This window comes from Nonomuraea mesophila, assembly GCF_004352805.1.
In the GTDB taxonomy this organism is placed as follows: Bacteria; Actinomycetota; Actinomycetes; order Streptosporangiales; family Streptosporangiaceae; genus Nonomuraea; species Nonomuraea longispora.
On record NZ_SMLD01000054.1, the window covers coordinates 21,368 to 42,109 of the forward strand.

The window sequence follows — 20,742 nt, forward strand, 5'->3', positions numbered from 1 at the left end:
GTGGTCCTCCTGCGTACGTGTCCGTGCCTGAACACCGCCGCGCCCTGCGGCGGGGGCGGGGTCTCGGGCGAGCCGATCGGTGCCCGGGCCGTGGCGGTGGTGGAATGAGGTGATTCCAGTCAACCGGTTTGACCTGCGGGAACGTTAGAACGATCCTCGCCCGTACTTGCATGATCCTCTCGCGTACGGGAACCATGCCCCGGAGTCGTGTTGCAATGGCCACATGCGGCTCGAAGAACTCCGCGATCAGCTGGCCCGGCATGCCCGGCCCGACTGGACCACCGCCATCGACGGTGTCCTCGTCTCGCAGATCGACCGTTCTGACCCGCCGGCGCTCTCGATGTCCGGCACGGTGCTGGCGGTCATCGCCCAGGGCGCCAAGCGCCTCGCGCTGGGCGACCGGATCTTCGAGTACGGCGCCGGACAGTACCTGGTCGCGTCGGTCGACCTGCCGATCACCGGCCAGTTCCTTCAGGCGAACCCCGAGCAGCCGGCGCTGGGCTTCGGGCTCACCCTGGAACCGTCCGCCGTCGCCGAGTTGCTGCTGGCGGCCGGGCCTGGCGACCTTCCCCCCACCGGTGGCGGCGCGTCGCCGGGGATCGCCGTCAGCGACACTCCGGCCGAGTTGCTCGACGCGGTGGTCCGGCTGCTGCGCCTGCTCGACGAGCCTCGCGACCGGGCCGTGCTGGCCCCGCTGATCAAGCGCGAGATCCTGTGGCGCGTGATCACCGGCGAGCAGGGTGCGACGGTCCGCCAGCTCGGCCTCGCCGACAGCGGTCTCAGCCACATCTCCCGTGCCGTGCGCTGGATCCGCGAGCACTACGCGCAACGCTTCCGGGTCGAGGACGTGGCGAGGCTGTCCGGCATGAGCGTCTCGGCCTTCTACCGCAACTTCCACGCGGTGACCGCGATGAGCCCCATCCAGTTCCAGAAGCAGATCCGGCTGCAGGAGGCCCGGCTGCTGCTCGCCGTCCACCCGAACGACGTCACGGGCGTCTGCCGCCGGGTCGGCTATGACAACCCGTCACAGTTCAGCCGGGAATACCGCCGCCAGTTCGGCATGCCCCCCAGCCAGGACGCCGCCCGCCTGCATCACGCCGCGCGTACCCCAGCGGGTGTCCTCCCCTGACCGGGCAGATCACACGACACCCGCCAGCAGCAGCCCCGCCAACACGATCAGGCCGACGGCGAGGGCTCCGAGCAGGATCCACGCGACCGGGTGGCCGAAATTGAGGGTCCATGACCAGGACAGGAGACGGTCGTGCACGAGCAGGGCGGGGTCGCGGCGGTTGACGTAGATCGAGCCGGCCAGGTGCCAGTGCTGATCGTCGTCGCGCTGCCCGAGCCCGGAGTCCTCCTGCTCCTCTCCCGGCAGAGCGGGCAGCCGGTGCCCGGCCTGGCCCACCTTGACCTCCCACATCAGCCAGCCGACCACCGGCAGGCCGAGCGGGGCATAGACGACGACCTGCCAGAGGGTCGAAGGGGTGACGATCTCCCACAGGCGCAGGGCCGCCAGCAGCAGGCTCAGGGTGAGGCAGGCCGCGGTCAGCAGCGCCATCACCGCCGTGCCGCGCAGGTAGACGCGGTAGCGGCGGGCCGATCCCCTCGGCCTGGCGGCGTCCAGCTCGGGGCGGGCACGCAGCACGACCAGGACCAGGGCGACGGCGATCAGGATGACGGCGAGCTGGAAGATCACCGGCTGGAACGCGCTCAGCACGGTCGTGGGCTCACGCCGCGCGGGTTCGGCGGTGTATCCCAACAGCGGCGGCAGCGTGGCCGGCAGCGTGCCGTAACGCGCCCAGCCGACGCCCGCGGTGAGCAGGACGACGGCCAGGGCGGGAAGGGCCCACGGCCACGGCACCCGGACCGGGTCGGTACGGAAGGTGGTGTCCACGGCGACGCCCTGACGTCGCTCGGCGGCCCATCCTCCGGTGAGCTTGGCGGTGCGGATCATGCGATGGGCGCGGTGGAACAGCAGCACGTCGAGGACCGCCAGCACCGACGTGGTGACGCCGATCGTGGCGCCGGACCGAGTGAGCAGCAGCAGCGCGATCGTGACCACCGCGACGAGCGCGCCCGCCGCAACGGTCAGGCGTGCGAACGAGCGACGCGCGGCGATGACAGCCGGATCGTCCACCCGCTCGACGCTCACGCGCACCCCGAACGGCAGGGTGGGCCTGCCCATCGCGGGAAGGAGCAGCACCAGGCCCGTGGTCAGCACGACGGCGATCAGGCCGGTGCCGAGGGTCACGATCACGTGCTCTCCCCGAACGTCGTCAGTAGTGCCTCACACCGGCGCAGCACCTCCTGCCGGTCCATGCCCTGGACGGTGGCCTCCGCCAGCAGCACACGCACGCGTTCCTCCCAGTCGTCGACGAAGCCCGCCTCGGGCGGCCCGGTGGTGGTGTCACGCCGTACGACCGCGCCGCTCTTGCGGTTGATACGGATGACGCCCTGCTGTCGCAGCAGGTCGTAGGCCTTGTTCACGGTGTGGAAGTTGATACCGAAATCGGCGGCCAGCTGCCGCGTGGAAGGCAGCGGATCACCCTCGCACGCCTGCCCTCTGGCGATCCCCTCCACGATCCGGTCCCGGATCTGCTGGTAGATCGGGACCTCGCTGTCAAGGTCAAGGGTCAGCTGCACGTCGTAACTCTATCTGCTATACAACAAGTAACACACATCGCTCGGGGGGACACCTCATGCAGCACTTAGGGATCTACCAGTTGGCACCGACGTTCCTCTTCACTTCGTGGATCGGATTATCCACGAAGGAAGCCGGTCCGCTCGAGCACACCGCTCGGACCGTGCAATCCGGGGGGACGGCGAACCGATGACCCAGCCCGTCGACCAGCAGGCCGCGCCGCCCGCCACCGCCCCGCGGCTGTTCCATGTCGACAACCTGCGCACCGCCCTGATGGCGCTCGTGGTGGTCCACCATTCCGTGATCGCGTACAGCAACATCCCGGCGTGGTACTACATCGAACCGAGGCCGGACTCCTCAGGAACGCTGGTGGACCTGCTGCTCCTGTTCAACCAGACGTTCTTCATGGGGGCCTTCTTCCTCATCTCAGGCCTTTTCGTGCCACGCTCCTACGACCGCAAGGGGGCCGGGCCGTTCCTGCGGGAGCGGCTGGTGCGCCTGGGAGTGCCGCTGCTGCTGTGGCTGCTGCTGATCCGTCCCCTGGTGACCACCGGCAGGTACACCACCGCCGTCGAGGAAGCCGCCCGGCAGGGAGACGACCTGCCCTACTGGAAGTACTACGTGTCGGCGTACACACCGGGCCCGCTGTGGTTCGTCGAGGTGCTGCTCGTGTTCAGCGCGCTCTACGTCCTCTGGCGGCTCTGGACCGGCCGGCGCGGGCGCACGCCTGAAAACGCCACGGCCGCCGGCCGGGCGCCCGGCGTCGCCGCGATCGCCGGGTTCGTCGTCGGGCTGGCCCTGGTGACGTACGTGTGGCGCATGGTCGTGCCGATGGGCGTCACGGTGCTGGGACTGCCGTCGGCCGGTTACCTGCCGCAGTACGCGGCGCTGTTCGTCGTCGGGCTGGTCGCGGCCCGGCGCGGCTGGCTGCAGAACCTGCCCAGAGCGGCCGGCCGGGCCGGCTTCGCCACCGCGGCCGTCGCCACGCTCGCGGTCGTCTTCGTCGTGGGCGTCTTCGGAGAGACGAGCCTCGGCCACGGAAGCCTGTCGTCCCTGCTGATGGCCGCCTCGGAGTCCGCGCTCGCCGTCGGCATCATCCTCGGTCTGCTGGTGCTGTTCCGGCAACGTTTCGGCCGCCAGGGACGCCTGCGCCGGTTCCTGTCGGCGCACGCCTTCACCGTCTACGTCATCCACCCGCCCGTCCTGGTCGCCCTGGGCTACGCCCTGAGCGGCGTGGAGGCGCCCGCGATCGCGAAAGCCGCACTGCTCACCGCCATCGGGCTGCCGCTGTGCTGGGCGACCGCGTACGTGGTGCGCGCCCTGCCGGGCGCCAAGAAGGTGCTGTAGATCCGTAAGGTGGGGCGACGGCCGGAGACAGGCCGTCGCCCCACCCCGCGACGTCACCCGCCCGCAACGGCGCGGAACCCGATGGACCGGGGACGTCCCCTGTACGGGCCCTCCGCAGTGACGGAACTCACGGTCACACGGGCCCTCGCCGACGTCACACCTGCCGGCCCGGCCACGTCTTGTGTGTAGACAAGGTCAGGGGGCCCAAGATGCGTTCGTTGCAGACCGTACGCCGCTCGTTCCAGTTCTCCCACTGGTCGTTCATGTTCGCGGAGATCGCCGTCTGGTCGTTCGTCGTTCTGCTGGTGACCGGGGCGGTGCTCATGCTGTTCTACGACCCCGGCATGTCCCAGGTGCCCTATGACGGTTCCTACGGCCCGCTGCGCGGGCTCCTCGTCAGCGAGGCGTTCGACTCGACCATGCACCTGAGCCTGGAGGTGCGCGGCGGGCTGCTCATCCGCCAGATGCACCACTGGGCGGCACTCGTGTTCGTGGCGGCCGTCGTGTTGCAGTTGCTGCGCATGTTCCTCACCGGCGCGTTCCGCCGCCCGCGTACCCAGCAGTGGCTGATCTGGGTGGCGCTGCTGGCGCTGGGCATGTTCGCAGGCGAGAGCGGCAACATCCTGCCCGACGACATGCTGTCCAGTGGAAGCATGTGGCTGGTCATGTCGGTCGTGCAGTCCATCCCGGTAGTGGGCACCTGGGTGATGTCGCTGCTGTTCGGCTCGAGCTTTCCCGGCGACACGGTCATCCCGGTCATGTACGTCGGGCACCTGCTGCTCGCGGCCGTCATGGCCGTACTGCTGATCGCCCGTGAACTGCTGGTGCGGCGGCACGGCCACTCGCGGTTCGTCGCCTCGCTGCCCGCGCGGCGAAGCGCTCGCCCGCTGATGGCGGCCGCGACGTTCGGCATGCTGATCATCCTCGGGTTCGGGTTCCAGATCGCCCCGATCTGGCTGTACGGTCCGGCCAAGCCGACGCAGATCTCGGCGGGCTCGGTGCCCGACTGGTACATGGGGTTCCTTGACGGCGCCCTCCGGATCATGCCCGCGTGGGAGCTCAATCTCGGGGCGTACACGCTCAGCCTCGCGGTGCTCGTCCCCACGGTGGTGGTGCCCGGGGTCTTCTTCACCGCGCTGGCCACGTACCCGCTGGCAGAGCGCTTGCTCCTGGCGCGACGCGGCCGCCGCGACGCGCTGGGCCGGCCCGCGAGCGCGCGCCGCACAGCCCGTGAGACACCCGCGCGGAACCTGCTCGACCGGTCGCGCGACACGCCCGTGAAGACGGCCATCGCCGCCGCCGGGATCACGTTCTACGGCCTGCTGTGGGCGGCCGCGGCCAACGATCAGCTCGCCCACCAGTTCCAGCTCACTCTCGACGCCGTGACGATCTTCTTCCGCTACGCCGTGGTCATCGGGCCCGTCGTCGCCTTCACCGTCACCCGGTGGATCTGTCTCGCGCTCCAGCAGTCGGAGCGGGACGTGGCCGAGCACGGCGTGGAGACGGGCATCATCGTCCGATCCGCGGAGGGCGGGTTCCACGAGCGGATGGCGCCGGTGCGGGAGGAGCGCGATCGTCACCGGGAGTTGAGCCGGTCAGCATAGGGATTCCCCTGCGCAGCCGGCCGCCTCACCAGGGTCCTCCGGCGGGCCGGGCGCTGACGTGACCTGGGACTGGTTGTAGCGGCACCTGTGACCCGAGACCCGTGACGCCGGCGCCCGGAGAGCCGAGGACGGGCCAGGCCGCGCAACGGCATCACCGCCTCGTGGCCCGTCAGAGGCGGAGTACCGGATATTCCTGATACGACCGGCGAGCGCTGCCTCATAGCCTCGGCCATATGAGCGACCATGCCTTCGTCCCCGACGACTTCGTCGTGCCCCTGCGCCTGGCCACCCCGCAGTTCCGCCTGGAACCCCTGGGACCCCGGCACAACGCCGCCGACCACGCCGCCTGGACCAGCAGCATCGACCACATCCGCGCGACCCCGGGCTTCCCGGACAGGCAATGGCCTCCCGTGGACGGCATGACTCTTGAGGCGAACCTCGCCGACCTCGAACGCCACGCGAACGACTTCGCCCAGCGCCGCGGATTCACCTACACCGTCCTGGATCCGGCCAGCGGCGAGGTGATCGGATGCGTCTACATCTATCCCTCCCGCAGCGAGGACCACGACGCCGACGTGTCCTCCTGGGTCCGGGCCGACCGAGCCGACCTGGACGTGCCGTTGTACCAAGCCGTGACAACCTGGCTGTCCACGCGATGGCCCTTCGGAACGCTCGACTACCACCCGCGCTGAGGGTCTGTACGGTCACTGGTGTAACTCCTGATCAAGGAGAACGCACCTGATGAGTACTGTGATCCAGGCATCGACGGAGATCGACCTGAAGGACGCCGGCGTGGCGCGCAAGCAGCCCAAGGAGACCAAGGCCAAGGAGACCGAAGATCATGGAAAGCGGCAACGCCGCCTGTCCGGCGTCGATGACATGGTCACCTCGCTAGCCGCCAACGCTGGGTCACCCGCTGGAAAGCCGCTCTGAACGCCTTCGCCATCACCTTCGAAGGCCGCCTGACCCCGACCACCCGCTGATCGAACAAGGTCGAGATACACCACCGACTGGACACACCAGAGCACCACGAGGCAGCAGCCTCGCGGTCAGGGCGTACAGGCCGGGAGTGTCACTTTGTGCCGTCTCGGTCAGCGTGCATGGGCTGACGTCGGTCAGCTTGTGCCGCGGAGTTCGGCGAGTACTTTGCCGAGTCGGCGGGCGCGGGTCTCCTCGGTCTTGGCACCGTTGATCGACTGCGCGTGCGCCTTCTGCTTGCTGTAGGAAAGCCGCCTCCACGCTTCGGCGGCTACCGTGTCGGTCGCGAACACGTGCGCGAGCACATCGGGAACCTCGACCGTGCGCGGCGCGTCGTCGAGTTCCAGGGTCACCTCGACTTCGTCGCCCGCACCGCGCCCGGTAGCCGCTCTGGTCTCGGAGTTGAACGAGATCAGGTACTGGCCGCCCATGGAGGTGATCGTGTTGCGGTAGGTGTATCCGCCGTCGATCGTCACGGTCACGGGCACACGCTTCCCTCGCTCAAACGAGAGGACGACCTCTTCGGGCACGACGATGCCGACGTTGTTACCGCCGCCGGGCCAGAGAGTGGTACGGAACGTCGGCATGGTGATCTCTTCTCGATCGGTTCGCTGACAACAGCAGCGTGCTTGACGGGATGATTTCGCCTCAATACTGTACCGTCTAGTTTTACCGAAAGGAAAGATCCATGAATCGACCGGTGGCTCAAGCGAGTGCCGTGCAGCCCACGACCCCGAGCGGCACCACCCGGCTGTTCCTCCTCGCCGGAACGGTGGCGGGGCCCCTCTTCGCGATCGTTGCACTGGCCCAGGCGGTGCTGCGTGAGGGATTCAATCCGCTGCGTCACGCGGTCAGCCAGCTCTCGCTCGGCGAAGGCGGCTGGGTTCAGGTCGCGAACTTCGCCGTCACCGGGCTACTGATGCTCGCTTGTGCGATCGGTCTGCGACGTGTCCTGCGCGGGGGGCGCGGCGGACGGTGGGCGCCGGTTCTCATCGCGGTCATGGGGGTGGGCTTCGTGGTCGCCGCCTTACTGCCGGCTGACCCCGGCAACGGTTTTCCTCCCGGCACCGGCTCGGAGGCCGCGTTCAGCGTGACGGGAATGCTTCACCTCGCGTGCGCCGGCATCGCGTTCATCGCGCTCATCGCCGCGTGCTTCGTGCTGGCGAGCCGGTTCTCCGGGATGAGCCGGCGTGGCTGGGCCATCACCGGGCGCACGAGCGGAGTGCTGCTCGCGATCGGCTTCGCCGCCGCGAACTCCGGCGTCGTCGGCGGACCACTCGCCATGTTCGTCGGAGTCATCATCGCCTGGCTGTGGGTCGGCGTGTCGGCAGCTCGTCTCGTCCGGTAAGCGGTGAGCCCGCTCGACCGGCATAGTCAGAAGTGAAGACGGGGGATCGGAGGAGGATGTGGACCTTCGCGAGGGCACTCAATCTGCTGACAAGCACCGCGCGATCCTGCAGGCGGCAACCGAGATATTCCTCGACAGAGGATACGCGGGGGCCAGTATGGACGAGGTCGCTGCCCGCGCCGCTGTCGGCAAGCAGACGGTATACAAGCACTTCGCCGACAAGCGTTCCCTCTTCACCGAGATCGTGCTCGGCACCACCGATCAGGTCGACGGCATGGTGCAGCTGATCGCCGAGACCCTGTCCCGTACCGACCACGTCGAGCGCGACCTCACGACCCTGGCCCGCCGCCTTCTCCTCACCCTCATGGACCCTCAGCTCCTGCGACTCCGCCGGTTGATCATCGCCAGCGCCGGTCAGTTCCCCGAGCTGGGCCGCGCCTGGTACCAACGAGGCTTCGAGCGCGTGCTCGCGAGCCTCACGGACAGCTTCACCCGACTCGGGGAACACGGGCTGATGGATGCGCGGGAACCAGAACGCGCCGCCGACCACTTCGTCGGCATGCTCCTCTGGATCCCCCTGAACAAAGCCATGTTCATGGGCGAGGACCAGCCCTACACGACAACCGAGCTCGAAGCACACGCCGACGCGGCAGTGCAGGCCTTCCTCGCCGCGACCCGCAGCAGGTCGTAGTCTCGCACCAACGGACAGTAGACCCGTCCCGCGCCCCCGAAACCGCGAAAAGGTCCGTAAATCCAGAGTGAGCGCTTGCTGGTATAGGTGCCTGCTCAGTTGTACCCCGACGGCTGCGCGATCCGTGCTCCCAGGCCCAGGCCGTGATTGCCACCCCATTGCGGACCTTCACCTTGGTGGCGATGTTGGCGTTGGTCCGACCCTGCGCGACCAGGCACGCGATCTCGGTCTCCCTGGTGCTCAGCCCCGGTGCCCCCGAATCCGAATCCCGGCCGAGCGTGCCGTGCGCGCGTCGAAGCAGACGAACGGTGATCTGTGGACCCGCGAGCATGTCGCCGATGACTGCAGATAACGGGCTTTGCCCTGACGGCGGGACGGCAATATTTGCCCCTGCGACTCCTTGACCCTTAAGCACATCACAGATGGGGGAAGGATCACGATCGATACCCGCCCCCAGCTGGTATGACCGTCCCGTACGAACCCCTCAGATCCATGGTCGTCCGGGCCGGTTGTCGCTCAGTCAGTCACCCAGAATCTGGCCCGTGGACTGGGCCTGCTGCCACACATCTCGGCCGTTGCTCCACAGCTCAGAGGCATGGTAGGCGAACCGGTCGAACAGGCCGTCATCCTGATACCGCCGCAAGTGCAGCATAGGCGAGTCGTGCCCGACCAGCTTGGCCAAGTGGGGCGTGACGAGCATTTCCGAGTCGAACCGGAACACGCTCATGGCGATGTGCTCGTCACCGAACCGGGCTTCGACTCCGGGAACGTCTCGTAGCTGCTCAGCCTCCGACAACGTGATACGGATGCGTGTGGAGACGGTCAGCGGAACGTTCTCCACCTCCTCACGTCGCCGGGTGACCTCGCTCTCCGGATCGCCGACGAGGAATCGGATCTTGCAGCCCTGCTGGGCCTTCCGTTTGAGCACCTTCGCGAGGTTGGGGTGTTCCAGCCACAGGAAGTAGTTCGTGTAACCGGCGAATACGATTTCGTTGCGCGCCGAATTGATGAGATTGCGCCAGATCGATTTCGGACATGCAGAGCGATAGGGATAAACGGTCAAGACTTCCTTGTCTGGCCCGGTTTTCACCGTATTGCGGATTGCTTCTGGCCATAGCACTGCGATCTCAACTCCTAGTGCCTCTGCGGCGGCCCATTGGTGTCGCATGTGCGGAACGCGCGTTTCGTCTTGCAGCCAGCGTTCCACCGTCTTGACGTCCACACCACATCGGTCGGCCAAGTTCTGGTTCGTAACCTGGGCGTTCAGCATGGCTCTGCGTAGGAGGACGTTGGCCACGGTACACCTCGCGCTGGAGGACGTCAGGGACGTCTGGAGCGTAACGCCATAACGTCCTGGACGTCTTGGTAACGCGGTGGGATTGTCACGCGCAGGTAAGCAGGCTGATCCCATGTCAACCCCCGTAATTCTCGAAGACCTCCAAGCGGCATTTCCCGGTTGGTGCATTTGGCGTAGTTCTGCCGGCCGCATCTGGGCCACCCGGAACGGTCGTCGTCTATCTCAGCGCGAGCTGGATCACGGCCTGTCCCAGACGATCGACGCGGACGACATCGCCCAGCTCGCCGAGCAGCTGAAGGAGCAGGAAGCAGGAGAGCAGGCACTGTGAGCAGCCCCTCCACCAGGGTCGGCTGTCGCGCCGAGATCACGGGGATGCTCCACAGCCCGGCATCAACACGAGCGTGGGCTTCCATCCTCCTCAGACGCCACGGAACCGTGAAAGCGGTGCTGCGTAACGGCACTCTGGCCTTGCTCGCGCTGGACGGAGATGCGCACGAGATGCCCGGAGGGGTGAAGCGCTGGCCAATCCACTGGGATGACCTGCTGATCCACGATGACGAGGTACGACCCATCACACGATCTGAGGGCCACCGCCTCGGCCTGTCCGGTCAGCAAGAAGCAGTTGTACAGCATGCGGTGCAGGCCAAGCACAAGGTAAGCCTGTGCGGGGAGACGGTGCGCCCGTTGCCGACGTTGGGGTGGTGCCTGCCTTTCCTGCCCACTGCCGCGCGGGCCTGCCCAGCCTGCGTCCGCCTGGTCGAACCTGGAGCAGAGGAAGGCATGCCGCCTGCCATGCCTCTTCTCCCGCCACGGTGACCACGTTGCGGTCCTGTCTGTCCCCTGCCTGCCACCTCGTACGCCGTCGACGCACCGCGTAGCGGTGGCCGTTGCGGTGCGAGTGGACGGGTCGAAGGAGGGCGCGGTCAGCGTGACGAATGCCCGTGGGTGTGCGCTGACGGTCTCGGAGACGCCTTTGCCTCCTGACAGTCCTGCCCGCCTGCTCGGCCACAGCGGGACGGCGGTCACCGAAGTCGTCTACCGCAAGCACATCCGCAATGCGAAAGGGTGCCATCCTGGTGGATGACACCCTGCTCGACCAGCGTCGATCTGGTCGGGACGACAGGATTTGAACCTGCGACCCCTTGACCCCCAGTCAAGTGCGCTACCAAGCTGCGCTACGTCCCGGTTGTGTCGGCCGCCCCCTGCGGGGCGGGACGTCATAACCTTAGCGCACATCGAAGGTGCACGCGTACACGGAGAGCGGGAGCGAGGGAGGCCGGGTGGGGCGCAAGCCGACCATCGATCGGGACGAGCTGGCCAGGCTGGTCACCGAAGGGAGGAGCGTGCAGGAGCTGGCCGCTCACTTCGGGGTCAGCGTTTCCGGGGTGTTGCAGGCCAAGCGGGCCGCCGGGCTGGCCAAGCCGATGCTCGACCACAGCGCCGCCCTCCCGTGGAAGCTGGCCCGTGCGCACGCCCAGTCGGGACCCGCCACCAATCTGCGTAATCTGTCGGCCGCCGCGCAGGGGAAGCCGCCGGCGTCCGACCGGCTGAACACGGCGCTGCGGTGGGCTCAGCGGCTGGTGGAGGAGGGGCTGGACGTGCGGTACGACCCTGGTGAGGGGTTCAGCGAGGTCCCGGCTCCCCCAGCGGGCTCACATGTCGCAACAGTGCTGGCCGCGGCGCGCAAGGCGCTGGAGACCAGCTGAGGGCAAAAGTTTCGCCACGCCTGTCCAGGGCAGTCGCTGGTCTCGACAAAGAGACCGGAGGCGAACATCATGACCACCTTCACCTGGGTGGCCGTCGCCATCATCGTGGTGGTGGCGCTCGCCGCACTTGCCTACGTCGTGCAGCGGCAGAAGCGCCGTAACCACCTCCGTGATCGTTTCGGCCCCGAGTACGAGCGCACAGTCGCGGAACACGACAACCGCCGTGACGCCGAGCAGGAGCTGCTCGGGCGCGAGCAGCGCCATTCCGAGCTCGACATCCGTCCCCTGCCGGAGGAGTCGCGGGAGACGTACGCCAACCGCTGGACCGAGGTGCAGGAGCGTTTCGTGGACGCGCCCGGCTTCGCGGTGACCGAGGCGGACCAGCTGGTCACCGCGGTCATGGCGGAGCGAGGTTATCCGACCGAGAACTTCGAGCAGCGGCTGTCCGACCTGTCGGTGGGGCATGCCACGACGCTCGACCACTACAGGTCGGCTCACGAGATCAGCGGGCGGGCGGCGAAGAAGGCGGCCTCCACCGAGGAGCTCCGGCAGGCCATGGTTCACTACCGGGCCCTGTTCGAGGAGCTGCTGCACGAGACCACGCGAGGACGGTGAGAGTGATGAAGAACAGCCGCGATGAGCTGAAGGTTCCGTCGCAACGCGCTGACGGTGTCCGTGGCGACGACCGTGACGCCGAGCGGGAGGCCGCGCAGGCCCGGCCCGGCGAGCACGTCCCTCCCGGACCCGTCGCCGGTGACGACGCTGCGGGCATCGGCCGGCGCACCGACGAGGAGTACGGCACCGCTGTCCCCGGCGCCGTCACGACGCCCGAGCCGGATGAGGACGCCGCTTACCGGGACCCGTACGCGACGACCGGCGGCGACCTGCCGCCCGAGCCGGCGCCCGACCCGCTGCACGCCCAGGCCGTGCCCGACGAGGTTCCCGCCCACGCGGCCCCCCAGGGCGTCGTCCTGTTCGACCAGGACCCCGCTCAGGTGCAGGCTCGCTGGCGCGACCTGCAGGCGGCGTTCGTCGACGACCCCGGCGAGGCCGTACGGCGCGCCGACGGTCTGCTCGGCGAGGTGGTGGAGGCGTTCACCAGCAGCCTCACGAGCCGCACGGACACCCTGCGGGACGGCTGGAAGGACGCCGGCGCGCAGGACACCGAGCTGCTGCGGCTCGCGCTGCGCGACTACCGCAACGTCCTGGAGCACCTGCTCGCCCTGTCCGGCGCCCCCGGTCAGGGCCGTCCCGAGACGCACGACCCGGGCCACTTCCAGGGCGACGTCCAGGGCCATGTCCAGGGCCATGTCCAGGGCCATGTCCAGGGCCACAGCCAGGGGATGAGGTGATCTGACATGCTCGCGATAGTCGCGGCGATCGTCTTCGGGCTGGGCTTACTGCTCGACCTGCTCGGGGTGGACATCCCCGGCGGGGTCTCCGGTATGACGTTCGTCCTGCTGGGGCTGACCCTGCTGGCTCTGCACCAGGCGGGCATCGGCACGGCGAGTGTACGCAGCTACGGCGGCTGGCGTGCCCGCGCCAGGCGTTGACCACGCGCTGTCCGCGCGCCGCCGGGAAAGTGCGGCGGCGCGCGTCGCCGTTCTCCGCGTGCCGTCCCGGTACGCGGGGCGCTTCGACGGATCAGGCCTTGCCGGGGAAGCGCATGACGACGGTGCTGCCGGGGCCGCCGGTGTGCACGGTCAGCTCCGAGGCGAGCAGGCGGGCCACCCAGAGCCCCATGCCGCCCACCGCCCCCGGCAGTGGACCGGGTTTCCAGGTGCCGTTGTCGTGGATCTCGACGACCAGGTCGCCGCCTGCCGGCCACATGCGCAGGACGGCATGGTCGCCGCCGTGGGTGACGGCGTTGGTGGCGACCTCGTTGATCGCGATGACGAAGTCGGCGACGGCGTCCTCGGCCATGCCCGCCTCGCGGGCCTCGTCCTCGGCGTACTGCCGGACCCTCGGCAGGTCCGGCAGCTGGAAATGTAGTCGTTTCACGGGCACGCCGGGAGGCGGGCCCGTGTGGCCCGGCTGGGGCTCCACGTCCTCGTTCACCCGGCGACCGCCTGTTCAGCCGACGAGTTCGGCGCGTAGCTGATCGAGGACTTTGCGCAGGATGCGCGACACGTGCATCTGGGAGATCCCGAACTCGGCGGCGATCTCGGCCTGCGTCATGTTGCCGAAGAAACGCAGCAGCAGGATGTGCTTCTCCCGGGAGGGCAGGGCGTCGATGAGCGGTTTGACGGCCTCCCTGTCGACCATGGTGCTCAGCGTGTCGTCGTCCTCGGGGATGACGTCGCCGAGCGAGGCCGCGTCGTCGTCGGTGCCGAGCGGGGCGTCGAGCGACAGGGTGCTGTAGGCGGCGGAGGCGTCGAGCGTGAGCAGGACGTCCTCTTCGGTGATGTTCATCTTCGCTGCCAGCTCCGCCACGGTGGGCGATCTGCCGAGGTCCTGGCTGAGGTCGGCGACGAGCCTGTTGAGCTCGGAGCGTCGTTCCTGGTAGAGGCGGGGCACCCGGATGGCCCAGGTGCGGTCGCGGAAGTGTCGTTTGACCTCACCGGTCATCGTCACGACCGCGTAGCCCCTGAACGCGTGTCCGAGGCTGGGGTCGAATCCGTTGACGGCTTTCATCAGGCCAACATATGCGGCTTGGAGAAGGTCCTCCAGCGGTTCGCCCCGGTAGCGGTATCGCCTGGCGATCTCCATGGCGAGCGGACGGTGCATTTCGACGATGCGTTCGCGCAGCCGCTCGCGGTGGCTGCCGGAGGTGCTCTCCTTGACCATCTCGGCCAGGAGCTCTTCCGCGCTCATCTCCTCGAGGATGTACTCCTGCACAGCCATGGCTGCTCCTCTGGCTCGCAGGCGGGCCTTCCCCGAGCCAGAAAAGCCCAGGCAGAGGCACGCCTCGCTCAACTCTCGAGACGGAAGCCCTCTGCTGGACCTCGCCAGAAGTGTCCCCCGAGCCACCGGAAGTATTCCTCCCTGGTGTGGTGACAGTAGGGTTGCTCCGTGACAATGCCGGAAAACGGCGACGGGCCTGTGGCGGCCCTGAGCCTGACGTCGTCGATCGTCGACTCGGTCACCGTGGTGCGGGTCGACGGTGTGCTGGACGCCACGACGCGTGAGCAGTTCGCCGACTACCTGTCGTTGGCGGGCGCCGACCTGATCCTCGACCTGGCCGGAGTGACGTTCATGGACTCGCGTGCCCTCGGCCTGATCGTGCACCACTGGCAGACGAGTCTGACCTCCGGCGCGAAGTTCGCGCTGATCGGGGTGGAATACTCCAAGTCGAGGGTGATGTGGATCACCGGGCTCGCCCAGCGCCTGCCGATCTACGACTCGCTCGACGACGCCCTGGCCGCCATCGGGTAAAACTCAGCCTTTCGACTTGCGCTGGTGCTCCTCGACCAGGAGTCTCGCGAGGTCGGCCACCTTGACCTGGTGGTGCTGGGAGATCCTGCGCAGCTCCTCGAAGGCGGCCTCCGCCGTGCATCCGCTGGTCTGCATGATGATGCCCTTGGCCTGGTCGATCACCGACCGGCCGGCGAGGGCCTCCTGCAGCTGGGCGGCGTCCGTACGCACCTCGTCGAAGTCCGACAGGTTGGCCATGGCCACCCCGAGCTGCTTGGTGAGCATGTCGGAGAGCGAGTGGGCGCCCCGGGGCGAGAAGGCGCCGGGGCGCACCGAGTAGAGGCCGACGACCAGCACGGCGGGCGCCACGTCGATGGGCACGGCCAGCACGGAGCGCACGCCCCAGCGGGCGGCCAGGGCGTCGTAGCGGGGCCAGCGGGTCTCGGTGAGCACGTCGGTGACGGTGGCCCGCCCGCCGTTCTGCCTGGCTTCGGTGGACGGCCCCTCTCCCAGTTCGTGCTCGCCCTCGACGAGCATGATGAGCTCGCTGTGGGAGCCGGAGACGAGGACGCGGTTGTCGCGCCAGTGCTCGGCGGAGGCTCCGGAGCAGCCGGGCACTCCTGCGGTGAGCGCGGTCGTCAGGCCGCGCAGCACGCTCTCCGTGGAGGTGTCCTCCCCTAGGCGGCCCAATGCCGCCAGGTCACGGGCGAGTCCGGGGGTGAGCATCGCGGTGGATTCCATAGCAACAAGCCTCTACCCCTTATGGCTAGCATTATCCCGAGTGGCGTAGCGTCAGACCATGACCACGCCGGACTTCGAACACGCGCTGGACGCCCTGGCAGGGCGCGTCTCATCGCTGCGTGCGGCGAGGGCCGCCTATCCCTCGGATCTCGCGCCCACGCTGGACGCCGCGCTCGCGGAGCTCGACACCGCGGCCGAGCTGCTGGCCGAGGCCAGGGAGCAGTTGCGCAAGTCCCCGAAGCGGGCGGGCGCGAAGAGGGACGGCGGGGCGCAGCGCGAGCTGAAGCTGCTGCGCCAGGTCTTCCGGGCCTTCCCCGTGCCCGTCATCGTGCTCGACGGTGGCGGCGTGGTGCGGCGGATCAACCCGGAGACCTCGCGGATGCTCGGCAGCCCCGACGGCTATCTGGTGGGCCGGTCGTTCCCGCTGCTGGTGGACGTGTCGCGCCGGGCGGCGTTCCGGTCGCACCTGACGTCGGCGCTGCAGACCGGGCAGCCGTCGGCGTTCGAGACGCGGCTGGCGCACCAGGGGCGCACCCACACCGTGCAGCTGGCGATGATCAGGCTGACCATGCCGGGCGAGCCGCAGCAGATGGTGGCGGCGATCGCGCTGCCGATCGAGGTGCAGGTGCCGGAGCCGGGTGCGCGCAGGCCCGAGCAGTCCGACGGCGCGCTGCTGCTGGCGGCGGCCAGGCGGCAGGATCTGCTGGTCAAGATGGCCACGTTGCTGCTCGACGAGGAGGCGCTGCGGCGTCCGGTCGCGCTGCCGCGGGCGACGCGGCTGCTGGCGGCCGAGTGGGCCGACTGGGTGATCGCGGACGTGGTGCGCGACGGGGTGCCGCGCCGTTCGGCCGTGATGGCGCCGAAGGACCAGCCGCTCGGTGAGCTGGCCCGCCAGGTGGAGGCGGCCGATCCGGCGACCGGCCAGGTGGTGCTGCAGGTTCTCGACCGGGGCTCGGGCGTGGTGCACGAGATGGTGGAGGACGAGACGCTGCTCGGCTTCTGCGCCGACGGCCCGGTGCTGACGGCGATGGGAGCGAGCTCGCTGCTGAGCGTGCCGATCGGCAGCGGCGACGGCGTGCTGACGCTGGTGCGTACGAACGGCAGGCAGCCGTTCGCGCTGGCCGACCTGGCCGTCATGCAGGAGGTGGGGCTGCAGCTGGGCCTGGCCGTACGCGCGCAGAGCAGCTTCCAGAGCCGTTCGCGTGCGGCCGACGCGCTGTCGGCCAGCGTCGCGCCGCGCAACCTGCCCGACATCCCCGGCTATGAGGCGGCGGCCGTCTACCACCCGGGGTCGTCGGTGGGCGCGGAGTTCTACGACGTGTTCCCGGTCTCCGGCGGGTGGGGGTTCGCGCTGGGCGGCGCGGCCGGCAAGGGCGAGGAGGCCGCGTCGGTCACCGCCATGGTGCGGGGCGGCCTGCGGGTGCTGAGCGTGTGGGAGTCCGACCCCGATCTGGTGATGCGGAAGGTCAACGAGGCCCTGGTCGCCCAGGGGTCCGGCATGTTCGTGATGGCCGTGGCGGGGTTCGTGCAGGGCCGTACGATCCGGTTGTCGTCGGCGGGGCACCATCCGGCGGCGCGGGTGCGCAACGACGGCACCGTACGCTTCGTCGCGGGCGGCGGTGTGCCGCTGGGCATCGCGGGCGAGGCGGAGACGCAGGTCGAGACGTTGACGGTGCCTGTCGGGGAGACGCTGGTGCTCTATTCGGAGGGCCTGGTCTCCTCCAGGAACGCCCGGGGTGAGCCGTACGGCGACGAGCGGCTGGCCGACGTGCTCGGCCGCTGCGCGGGCCAGTCGCCGTCCACCGTGGTCAAGGCGGTGGAGGCGGACCGGCACGCGTTCTCCGAGGGCCAGGTGTGGGACGAAATCGTGGTGTTCGCGCTCCGAGGTGTCTGATCTGTAGGGGTTTGCGTTCTCGCGAAACCTGGGTATGGTCAGATTCAGAACGACGTGCCTAAGACGCAGGCACACCTTTGAAGCTTTTTCACGCTGGGGTGTGCCATGAATATCGCGATCGTCGCTTCGTCCAACGGAAACCAGCGCCACCGCATCCTGTCGGTCGCACGTGAGCTGGGGCGCGAACATCACGTCACGATCTATTCCCGACGTGACGACGCCGAGGGCAAGCCCAGGACGCGGGTGGCCCCGGGGGTCACGCTGGAGCACATCGACGTGGGCCCGGCCCGTGGTCTTTCCGCCAACGACGTGGTTCCCTACCTCAACGACGTCGGCGCGCATCTGATGAAGCGCTGGCGCCAGGACAGGCCCGACATCATCCACGCCCATTCGTGGACCAGCGGCCTGGCCGCCGTGGCGGGCGCCAAGGGGCTCGACGTGCCGGTCACACAGACGTTCCACACGGTCGACACCGCGCACCAGAAGCTGGAGCGGGCGCTGGGCCGCCGGGCCAACGCGGTCATCGCGGGCTCGGGCGACGAGGAGTCGGCGCTGATCCGCCTCGGGGTGCCACGCCACAACATCGCCATCGTCCCCTACGGCGTCGACACCGAACGTTTCCAGCGCCGCGGCGCGACCGCCACGAAGGGCTCGCGCAAGCGCCTCCTGCACGTCGGCCCTCTGTCGATCGAGCGCGGCGCGCACACCATCGTGCGGGCGCTGCAGGGTCTCGGCGACGTCGAACTGGTCATCGCCGGCGGCCCCGACCCCGACGAGCTGGACGACGACCAGGACGCGCGGAGCCTGCGGACCCTGGCCGAGCAGCTCGGCGTGGGCGACCGGGTGACCCTGCTCGGCCAGGTGAAGCGGACCTCCGTACCGAAGCTGATGCGCAGCGCGGACGCCGTGGTGTCGGTGCCGCGCGAAGCCGTCACGGGGATCGTCGCCCTGGAGGCGATGGCCTGCGGCGTACCGGTGATCGCCTCGGCCGTCGGCGCCCACCTGGACTCCATCGTGGACGGCGTCACCGGCCTGCTGGTGCCGCCGGACCAGCCGGCGCGTACCGCGCGCCTGGCGCGCGAGCTGCTGTGGGACCCGACGTTGCGGACCGCGCTCGGCTACGCGGGCGCCGACCGGGCGCGCTCGCGCTACTCCTGGGAGCGGGTCAGCCAGGAGCTGGTACGCGTCTACGAGGCGGCCTGCGCCTGACGTTCCCCCGGCCCCATCCGATGCTCCGGCAGGCGGCGTGAGCCGCCTGCCGGCACCATGTTCGGAGCGTCCCGACTCGCGCAGTCATGTGACGAAACTGACTGATGTGACGGAAGGGGTGTTATCGGAGTGAGATCTTTGCTTCGATGGAGCGCATGTCCATACGCAGTCCGATCTTGGCGGCCGCGGCGCTGGCATGCGTCGCCGCCCTCCCCCAGACCGCGCAGGCACAGACGACGCGCTGGGGCGACCCGGTCCTCGTGGAGAACTTCAACGGCTCGTCGATCAACACCAAGAAGTGGATGATCTACCACTCCCCCCAGGCCGAGCGGAACCCCCGCACCGGCCGGGCCGCGTCCGTCTCGGACGGCGTGCTGCGCCTCAAAGGCGGCATGTACGGCGGCAAGGACCTGTCGGGCGGCGTGGCCACCCGGCACGCACAGGAGTACGGCCGGTGGGAGGTCAGGTTCAAGGCCGAGGCGGGCGCCGGGTACACGCCGGTGGCGCTGCTGTGGCCGACGCGGCAGAGCGAGGGGAACGGCTACGCCGAGGTCGACTTCGCCGAGATCGTCGACCCGAAGCGGCAGGGCGGCGGCATCTTCGTGCACGACGGGCGCAGCCGGGCGCGCAAGACGCTCAAGGCCGACTTCACCAAGTGGCACACGGTGGCGGTCGACTGGCTGCCCGGCCGGCTGACGGTCTGGCTGGACGGCGAGAAGTACTGGGACTACCGCGGCCCGCACGTGCCCAGCGGCCGCCGCATGGGCCTGGCCCTGCAGAACGACGTGGTGTGCGAGCCCCGCTGCCGCGACTCCTCCACGCCGCGCACCGTGTCGATGTACGTCGACTGGGTGAAGGTCTACCGGGCGTCCTGACCGCGCAGCCTGGCGGCCTTGAGACCGAGGTGCACGGCCAGGCGGTCGTCGCCGTCCGACAGGTCCTTGTGGATGAGGCGCTCGGCCTTGCCCAGCCGGTAGTAGAGCGTCTGACGGTGGATGCCGAGCTCGGCGGCGCTCTTCTGGGCGTGGCCGCCGCGGTCGAGATAGACCTCGACCGTGTGGGCCAGCTCGCCTTCGAGCGCCGCGGTCTCGGCCGCCAGCTCGCGCAGGTCGGACGGGCCTAGGCGGGCCAGCAGGCGGTGCACCCCGAGGTCCTCCCACCGGGCGAGCGGCGCGTGGCGGGGGAAGTGCTCGGCGATGCGCAGGGCGTGGCGGGCCTCGCGCCAGCTCAGCCAGGCGTCGGCGGGGTCGCCCCGCGTGCCGCCGATGCCGGCCGCGGTGCCGTACGCGCTCTGGAGGGTCTGGGCGACCTCGGCCGCGAGGTGCGCGGGGGCGAGCAGGGCGACCGGTGAGCCGGCTCGGGCGAGCACGCCGCGCGGCAGCGTCCAGAGGGCGGCCACGCGTTCGTGCGACTCGCGTACGGCGACGGCCGCGACCGGGCCGGGAACCTCGATGGCGGCCGCGGCGCGCTCCTCGGGGTCGGGCGAGAGCAGGCCGCGCAGCCCGCGCCCGAGGTCCTGCCGGCTCCTGGCCTCCTGGGCGAGGGCGGCGGCCGCCCTGGCGACGAGCGGCGCGACGGCGTGCAGGGTCGTGTCGTCCAGTTCGCCCGAGTCGAGCAGCCACAGGTAGCCGTAGGTGATGTCCTGGTGGCGCAGCGGCCAGCAGACCCTGGCCAGGACGTGCAGCTCGGCGTCGGCGGGGATCCGGACCGGGCCCTCGGCCCTGGCGATGCCGTAGCGCTCGAAGTAGTCGCGTACTTCGCCCGTCGCGCGCCTGCGCAGGATCGACTCCTGGCGGACCGTGTCGATGGCGCCGTGCTGCGCGCCGTAGGCCAGCAGCCGGAACGAGCGGTCCTCCAGCGTCGCGGACGCCCCCAGCCGGGCGGCGATCTCGTCGACGATCTCTTGCAGGTCGGCCGAGTTGTGCATGTGTA

25 protein-coding genes and 1 tRNA gene are annotated in these 20,742 nt (G+C 69.3%); 16 read left to right on the plus strand and 10 right to left on the minus strand.

Translation table 11 applies throughout. From position 1 onward, the window contains the following. The first annotated feature begins 223 nt into the window (after positions 1-223). Complete coding sequence (locus E1295_RS21160; RefSeq protein ID WP_132632062.1) at positions 224-1,129, plus strand: AraC family transcriptional regulator; 906 nt, start codon at positions 224-226, stop codon at positions 1,127-1,129. A 9-nt stretch (positions 1,130-1,138) separates the two neighbouring features. Here E1295_RS21160 and E1295_RS21165 read toward each other — a convergent pair whose 3' ends face one another. Together E1295_RS21165 and E1295_RS21170 are read right to left on the minus strand one after the other, a co-directional pair. Next, positions 1,139-2,257, minus strand: coding sequence for a DUF1648 domain-containing protein (locus E1295_RS21165; RefSeq protein ID WP_132632063.1), 1,119 nt, complete (start codon positions 2,255-2,257; stop codon positions 1,139-1,141). Then, a complete protein-coding gene (locus E1295_RS21170; protein ID WP_132632064.1) occupies positions 2,254-2,643 on the minus strand; it encodes a GntR family transcriptional regulator in 390 nt (129 codons plus the stop codon). Before E1295_RS21170 ends, E1295_RS21165 begins: the two co-directional genes overlap by 4 nt. Positions 2,644-2,830: 187 nt before the next feature. On the opposite strand from E1295_RS21170, the gene E1295_RS21175 reads away from it, so the two are divergent. The 4 genes from E1295_RS21175 (at position 2,831) to E1295_RS21190 (ending at position 6,525) form a co-directional block, all read left to right on the plus strand. Next, positions 2,831-3,988 (plus strand): acyltransferase family protein, encoded by a 1,158-nt coding sequence (locus E1295_RS21175; protein ID WP_132632065.1) that lies wholly within the window; start codon positions 2,831-2,833, stop codon positions 3,986-3,988. Positions 3,989-4,197: 209 nt separating this feature from the next. Beyond that, positions 4,198-5,592: a cytochrome b gene (locus E1295_RS21180; RefSeq protein ID WP_132632066.1), complete on the plus strand. Its 1,395-nt coding sequence runs from the start codon at positions 4,198-4,200 to the stop codon at positions 5,590-5,592. Positions 5,593-5,825: 233 nt separating this feature from the next. Next, the gene (locus E1295_RS21185) at positions 5,826-6,284 is read left to right on the plus strand and encodes a GNAT family N-acetyltransferase (protein WP_132632067.1); all 459 of its coding nucleotides are present in this window, start codon (positions 5,826-5,828) and stop codon (positions 6,282-6,284) included. A gap of 49 nt (positions 6,285-6,333) precedes the next feature. After that, positions 6,334-6,525, plus strand: a complete 192-nt coding sequence (locus E1295_RS21190; RefSeq protein WP_132632068.1) for a hypothetical protein — start codon at positions 6,334-6,336, stop codon at positions 6,523-6,525. Positions 6,526-6,707: 182 nt separating this feature from the next. Here the strand turns inward: E1295_RS21190 and E1295_RS21195 are convergent, their stop codons facing one another. Next, on the minus strand, positions 6,708-7,157 hold the full coding sequence (locus E1295_RS21195; RefSeq protein ID WP_132632069.1) for a YdeI/OmpD-associated family protein: 450 nt from the start codon (positions 7,155-7,157) through the stop codon (positions 6,708-6,710). 101 nt (positions 7,158-7,258) lie between these two features. Between E1295_RS21195 and E1295_RS21200 the strand changes: the two genes are divergently transcribed. Beyond that, positions 7,259-7,918, plus strand: coding sequence for a DUF998 domain-containing protein (locus tag E1295_RS21200; protein WP_246080183.1), 660 nt, complete (start codon positions 7,259-7,261; stop codon positions 7,916-7,918). Between the two features lie 58 nt (positions 7,919-7,976). Then, positions 7,977-8,609, plus strand: a complete 633-nt coding sequence (locus E1295_RS21205) for a TetR/AcrR family transcriptional regulator (RefSeq protein WP_132632070.1) — start codon at positions 7,977-7,979, stop codon at positions 8,607-8,609. Positions 8,610-9,129: 520 nt separating this feature from the next. Here the strand turns inward: E1295_RS21205 and E1295_RS21210 are convergent. Next, the gene (locus E1295_RS21210; RefSeq protein ID WP_132632071.1) at positions 9,130-9,906 is read right to left on the minus strand and encodes a hypothetical protein; all 777 of its coding nucleotides are present in this window, start codon (positions 9,904-9,906) and stop codon (positions 9,130-9,132) included. A 112-nt stretch (positions 9,907-10,018) separates the two neighbouring features. On the opposite strand from E1295_RS21210, the gene E1295_RS21215 reads away from it, so the two are divergent. Beyond that, positions 10,019-10,234, plus strand: coding sequence for a hypothetical protein (locus tag E1295_RS21215; RefSeq protein ID WP_132632072.1), 216 nt, complete (start codon positions 10,019-10,021; stop codon positions 10,232-10,234). A gap of 62 nt (positions 10,235-10,296) precedes the next feature. On the opposite strand, the gene E1295_RS52210 is transcribed toward E1295_RS21215, so the two are convergent. Together E1295_RS52210 and E1295_RS21225 are read right to left on the minus strand one after the other, a co-directional pair. Continuing rightward, a complete protein-coding gene (locus tag E1295_RS52210) occupies positions 10,297-10,932 on the minus strand; it encodes a replication initiator (protein WP_132632073.1) in 636 nt (211 codons plus the stop codon). An 82-nt stretch (positions 10,933-11,014) separates the two neighbouring features. Next, positions 11,015-11,091: transfer RNA gene (locus tag E1295_RS21225), tRNA-Pro, on the minus strand. A 95-nt stretch (positions 11,092-11,186) separates the two neighbouring features. Between E1295_RS21225 and E1295_RS21230 the strand changes: the two genes are divergently transcribed. The 4 genes from E1295_RS21230 to E1295_RS21245 all read left to right on the plus strand — a co-directional run bounded on the left by E1295_RS21230 (position 11,187) and on the right by E1295_RS21245 (position 13,165). Beyond that, on the plus strand, positions 11,187-11,612 hold the full coding sequence (locus E1295_RS21230) for a helix-turn-helix domain-containing protein (protein WP_132632074.1): 426 nt from the start codon (positions 11,187-11,189) through the stop codon (positions 11,610-11,612). 69 nt (positions 11,613-11,681) lie between these two features. Beyond that, the gene (locus E1295_RS21235; protein WP_132632075.1) at positions 11,682-12,227 is read left to right on the plus strand and encodes a hypothetical protein; all 546 of its coding nucleotides are present in this window, start codon (positions 11,682-11,684) and stop codon (positions 12,225-12,227) included. A 5-nt stretch (positions 12,228-12,232) separates the two neighbouring features. Further along, positions 12,233-12,964 carry a hypothetical protein gene (locus E1295_RS48870; protein ID WP_166427342.1) on the plus strand — a complete coding sequence of 244 codons (732 nt, stop codon included), beginning with the start codon at positions 12,233-12,235 and terminating at the stop codon, positions 12,962-12,964. 6 nt (positions 12,965-12,970) lie between these two features. Continuing rightward, positions 12,971-13,165 carry a hypothetical protein gene (locus tag E1295_RS21245; RefSeq protein WP_132632076.1) on the plus strand — a complete coding sequence of 65 codons (195 nt, stop codon included), beginning with the start codon at positions 12,971-12,973 and terminating at the stop codon, positions 13,163-13,165. A 91-nt stretch (positions 13,166-13,256) separates the two neighbouring features. Here E1295_RS21245 and E1295_RS21250 read toward each other — a convergent pair whose 3' ends face one another. Then, positions 13,257-13,613, minus strand: a complete 357-nt coding sequence (locus E1295_RS21250; protein ID WP_246080185.1) for an ATP-binding protein — start codon at positions 13,611-13,613, stop codon at positions 13,257-13,259. A gap of 72 nt (positions 13,614-13,685) precedes the next feature. Continuing rightward, entirely contained in the window at positions 13,686-14,456 is a 771-nt protein-coding gene (locus tag E1295_RS21255; RefSeq protein ID WP_132632078.1) for a SigB/SigF/SigG family RNA polymerase sigma factor, read from the minus strand. A 174-nt stretch (positions 14,457-14,630) separates the two neighbouring features. On the opposite strand from E1295_RS21255, the gene E1295_RS21260 reads away from it, so the two are divergent. Beyond that, a complete protein-coding gene (locus tag E1295_RS21260; RefSeq protein WP_132632095.1) occupies positions 14,631-14,987 on the plus strand; it encodes an STAS domain-containing protein in 357 nt (118 codons plus the stop codon). Between the two features lie 3 nt (positions 14,988-14,990). Here the strand turns inward: E1295_RS21260 and E1295_RS21265 are convergent, their stop codons facing one another. Further along, positions 14,991-15,707, minus strand: coding sequence for an ANTAR domain-containing response regulator (locus E1295_RS21265; RefSeq protein ID WP_132632079.1), 717 nt, complete (start codon positions 15,705-15,707; stop codon positions 14,991-14,993). Between the two features lie 58 nt (positions 15,708-15,765). On the opposite strand from E1295_RS21265, the gene E1295_RS21270 reads away from it, so the two are divergent. The 3 genes from E1295_RS21270 to E1295_RS21280 all read left to right on the plus strand — a co-directional run bounded on the left by E1295_RS21270 (position 15,766) and on the right by E1295_RS21280 (position 19,685). Continuing rightward, positions 15,766-17,601: a SpoIIE family protein phosphatase gene (locus E1295_RS21270; RefSeq protein ID WP_132632080.1), complete on the plus strand. Its 1,836-nt coding sequence runs from the start codon at positions 15,766-15,768 to the stop codon at positions 17,599-17,601. Positions 17,602-17,706: 105 nt separating this feature from the next. Beyond that, positions 17,707-18,810: a glycosyltransferase gene (locus E1295_RS21275; RefSeq protein WP_132632081.1), complete on the plus strand. Its 1,104-nt coding sequence runs from the start codon at positions 17,707-17,709 to the stop codon at positions 18,808-18,810. Positions 18,811-18,965: 155 nt separating this feature from the next. Beyond that, positions 18,966-19,685 carry a glycoside hydrolase family 16 protein gene (locus tag E1295_RS21280; protein ID WP_166427343.1) on the plus strand — a complete coding sequence of 240 codons (720 nt, stop codon included), beginning with the start codon at positions 18,966-18,968 and terminating at the stop codon, positions 19,683-19,685. On the opposite strand, the gene E1295_RS21285 is transcribed toward E1295_RS21280, so the two are convergent. Then, a complete protein-coding gene (locus E1295_RS21285; RefSeq protein ID WP_132632083.1) occupies positions 19,670-20,737 on the minus strand; it encodes a PucR family transcriptional regulator in 1,068 nt (355 codons plus the stop codon). The two genes, E1295_RS21280 and E1295_RS21285, sit on opposite strands and share 16 nt — an antisense overlap. Positions 20,738-20,742 lie beyond the last annotated feature (5 nt).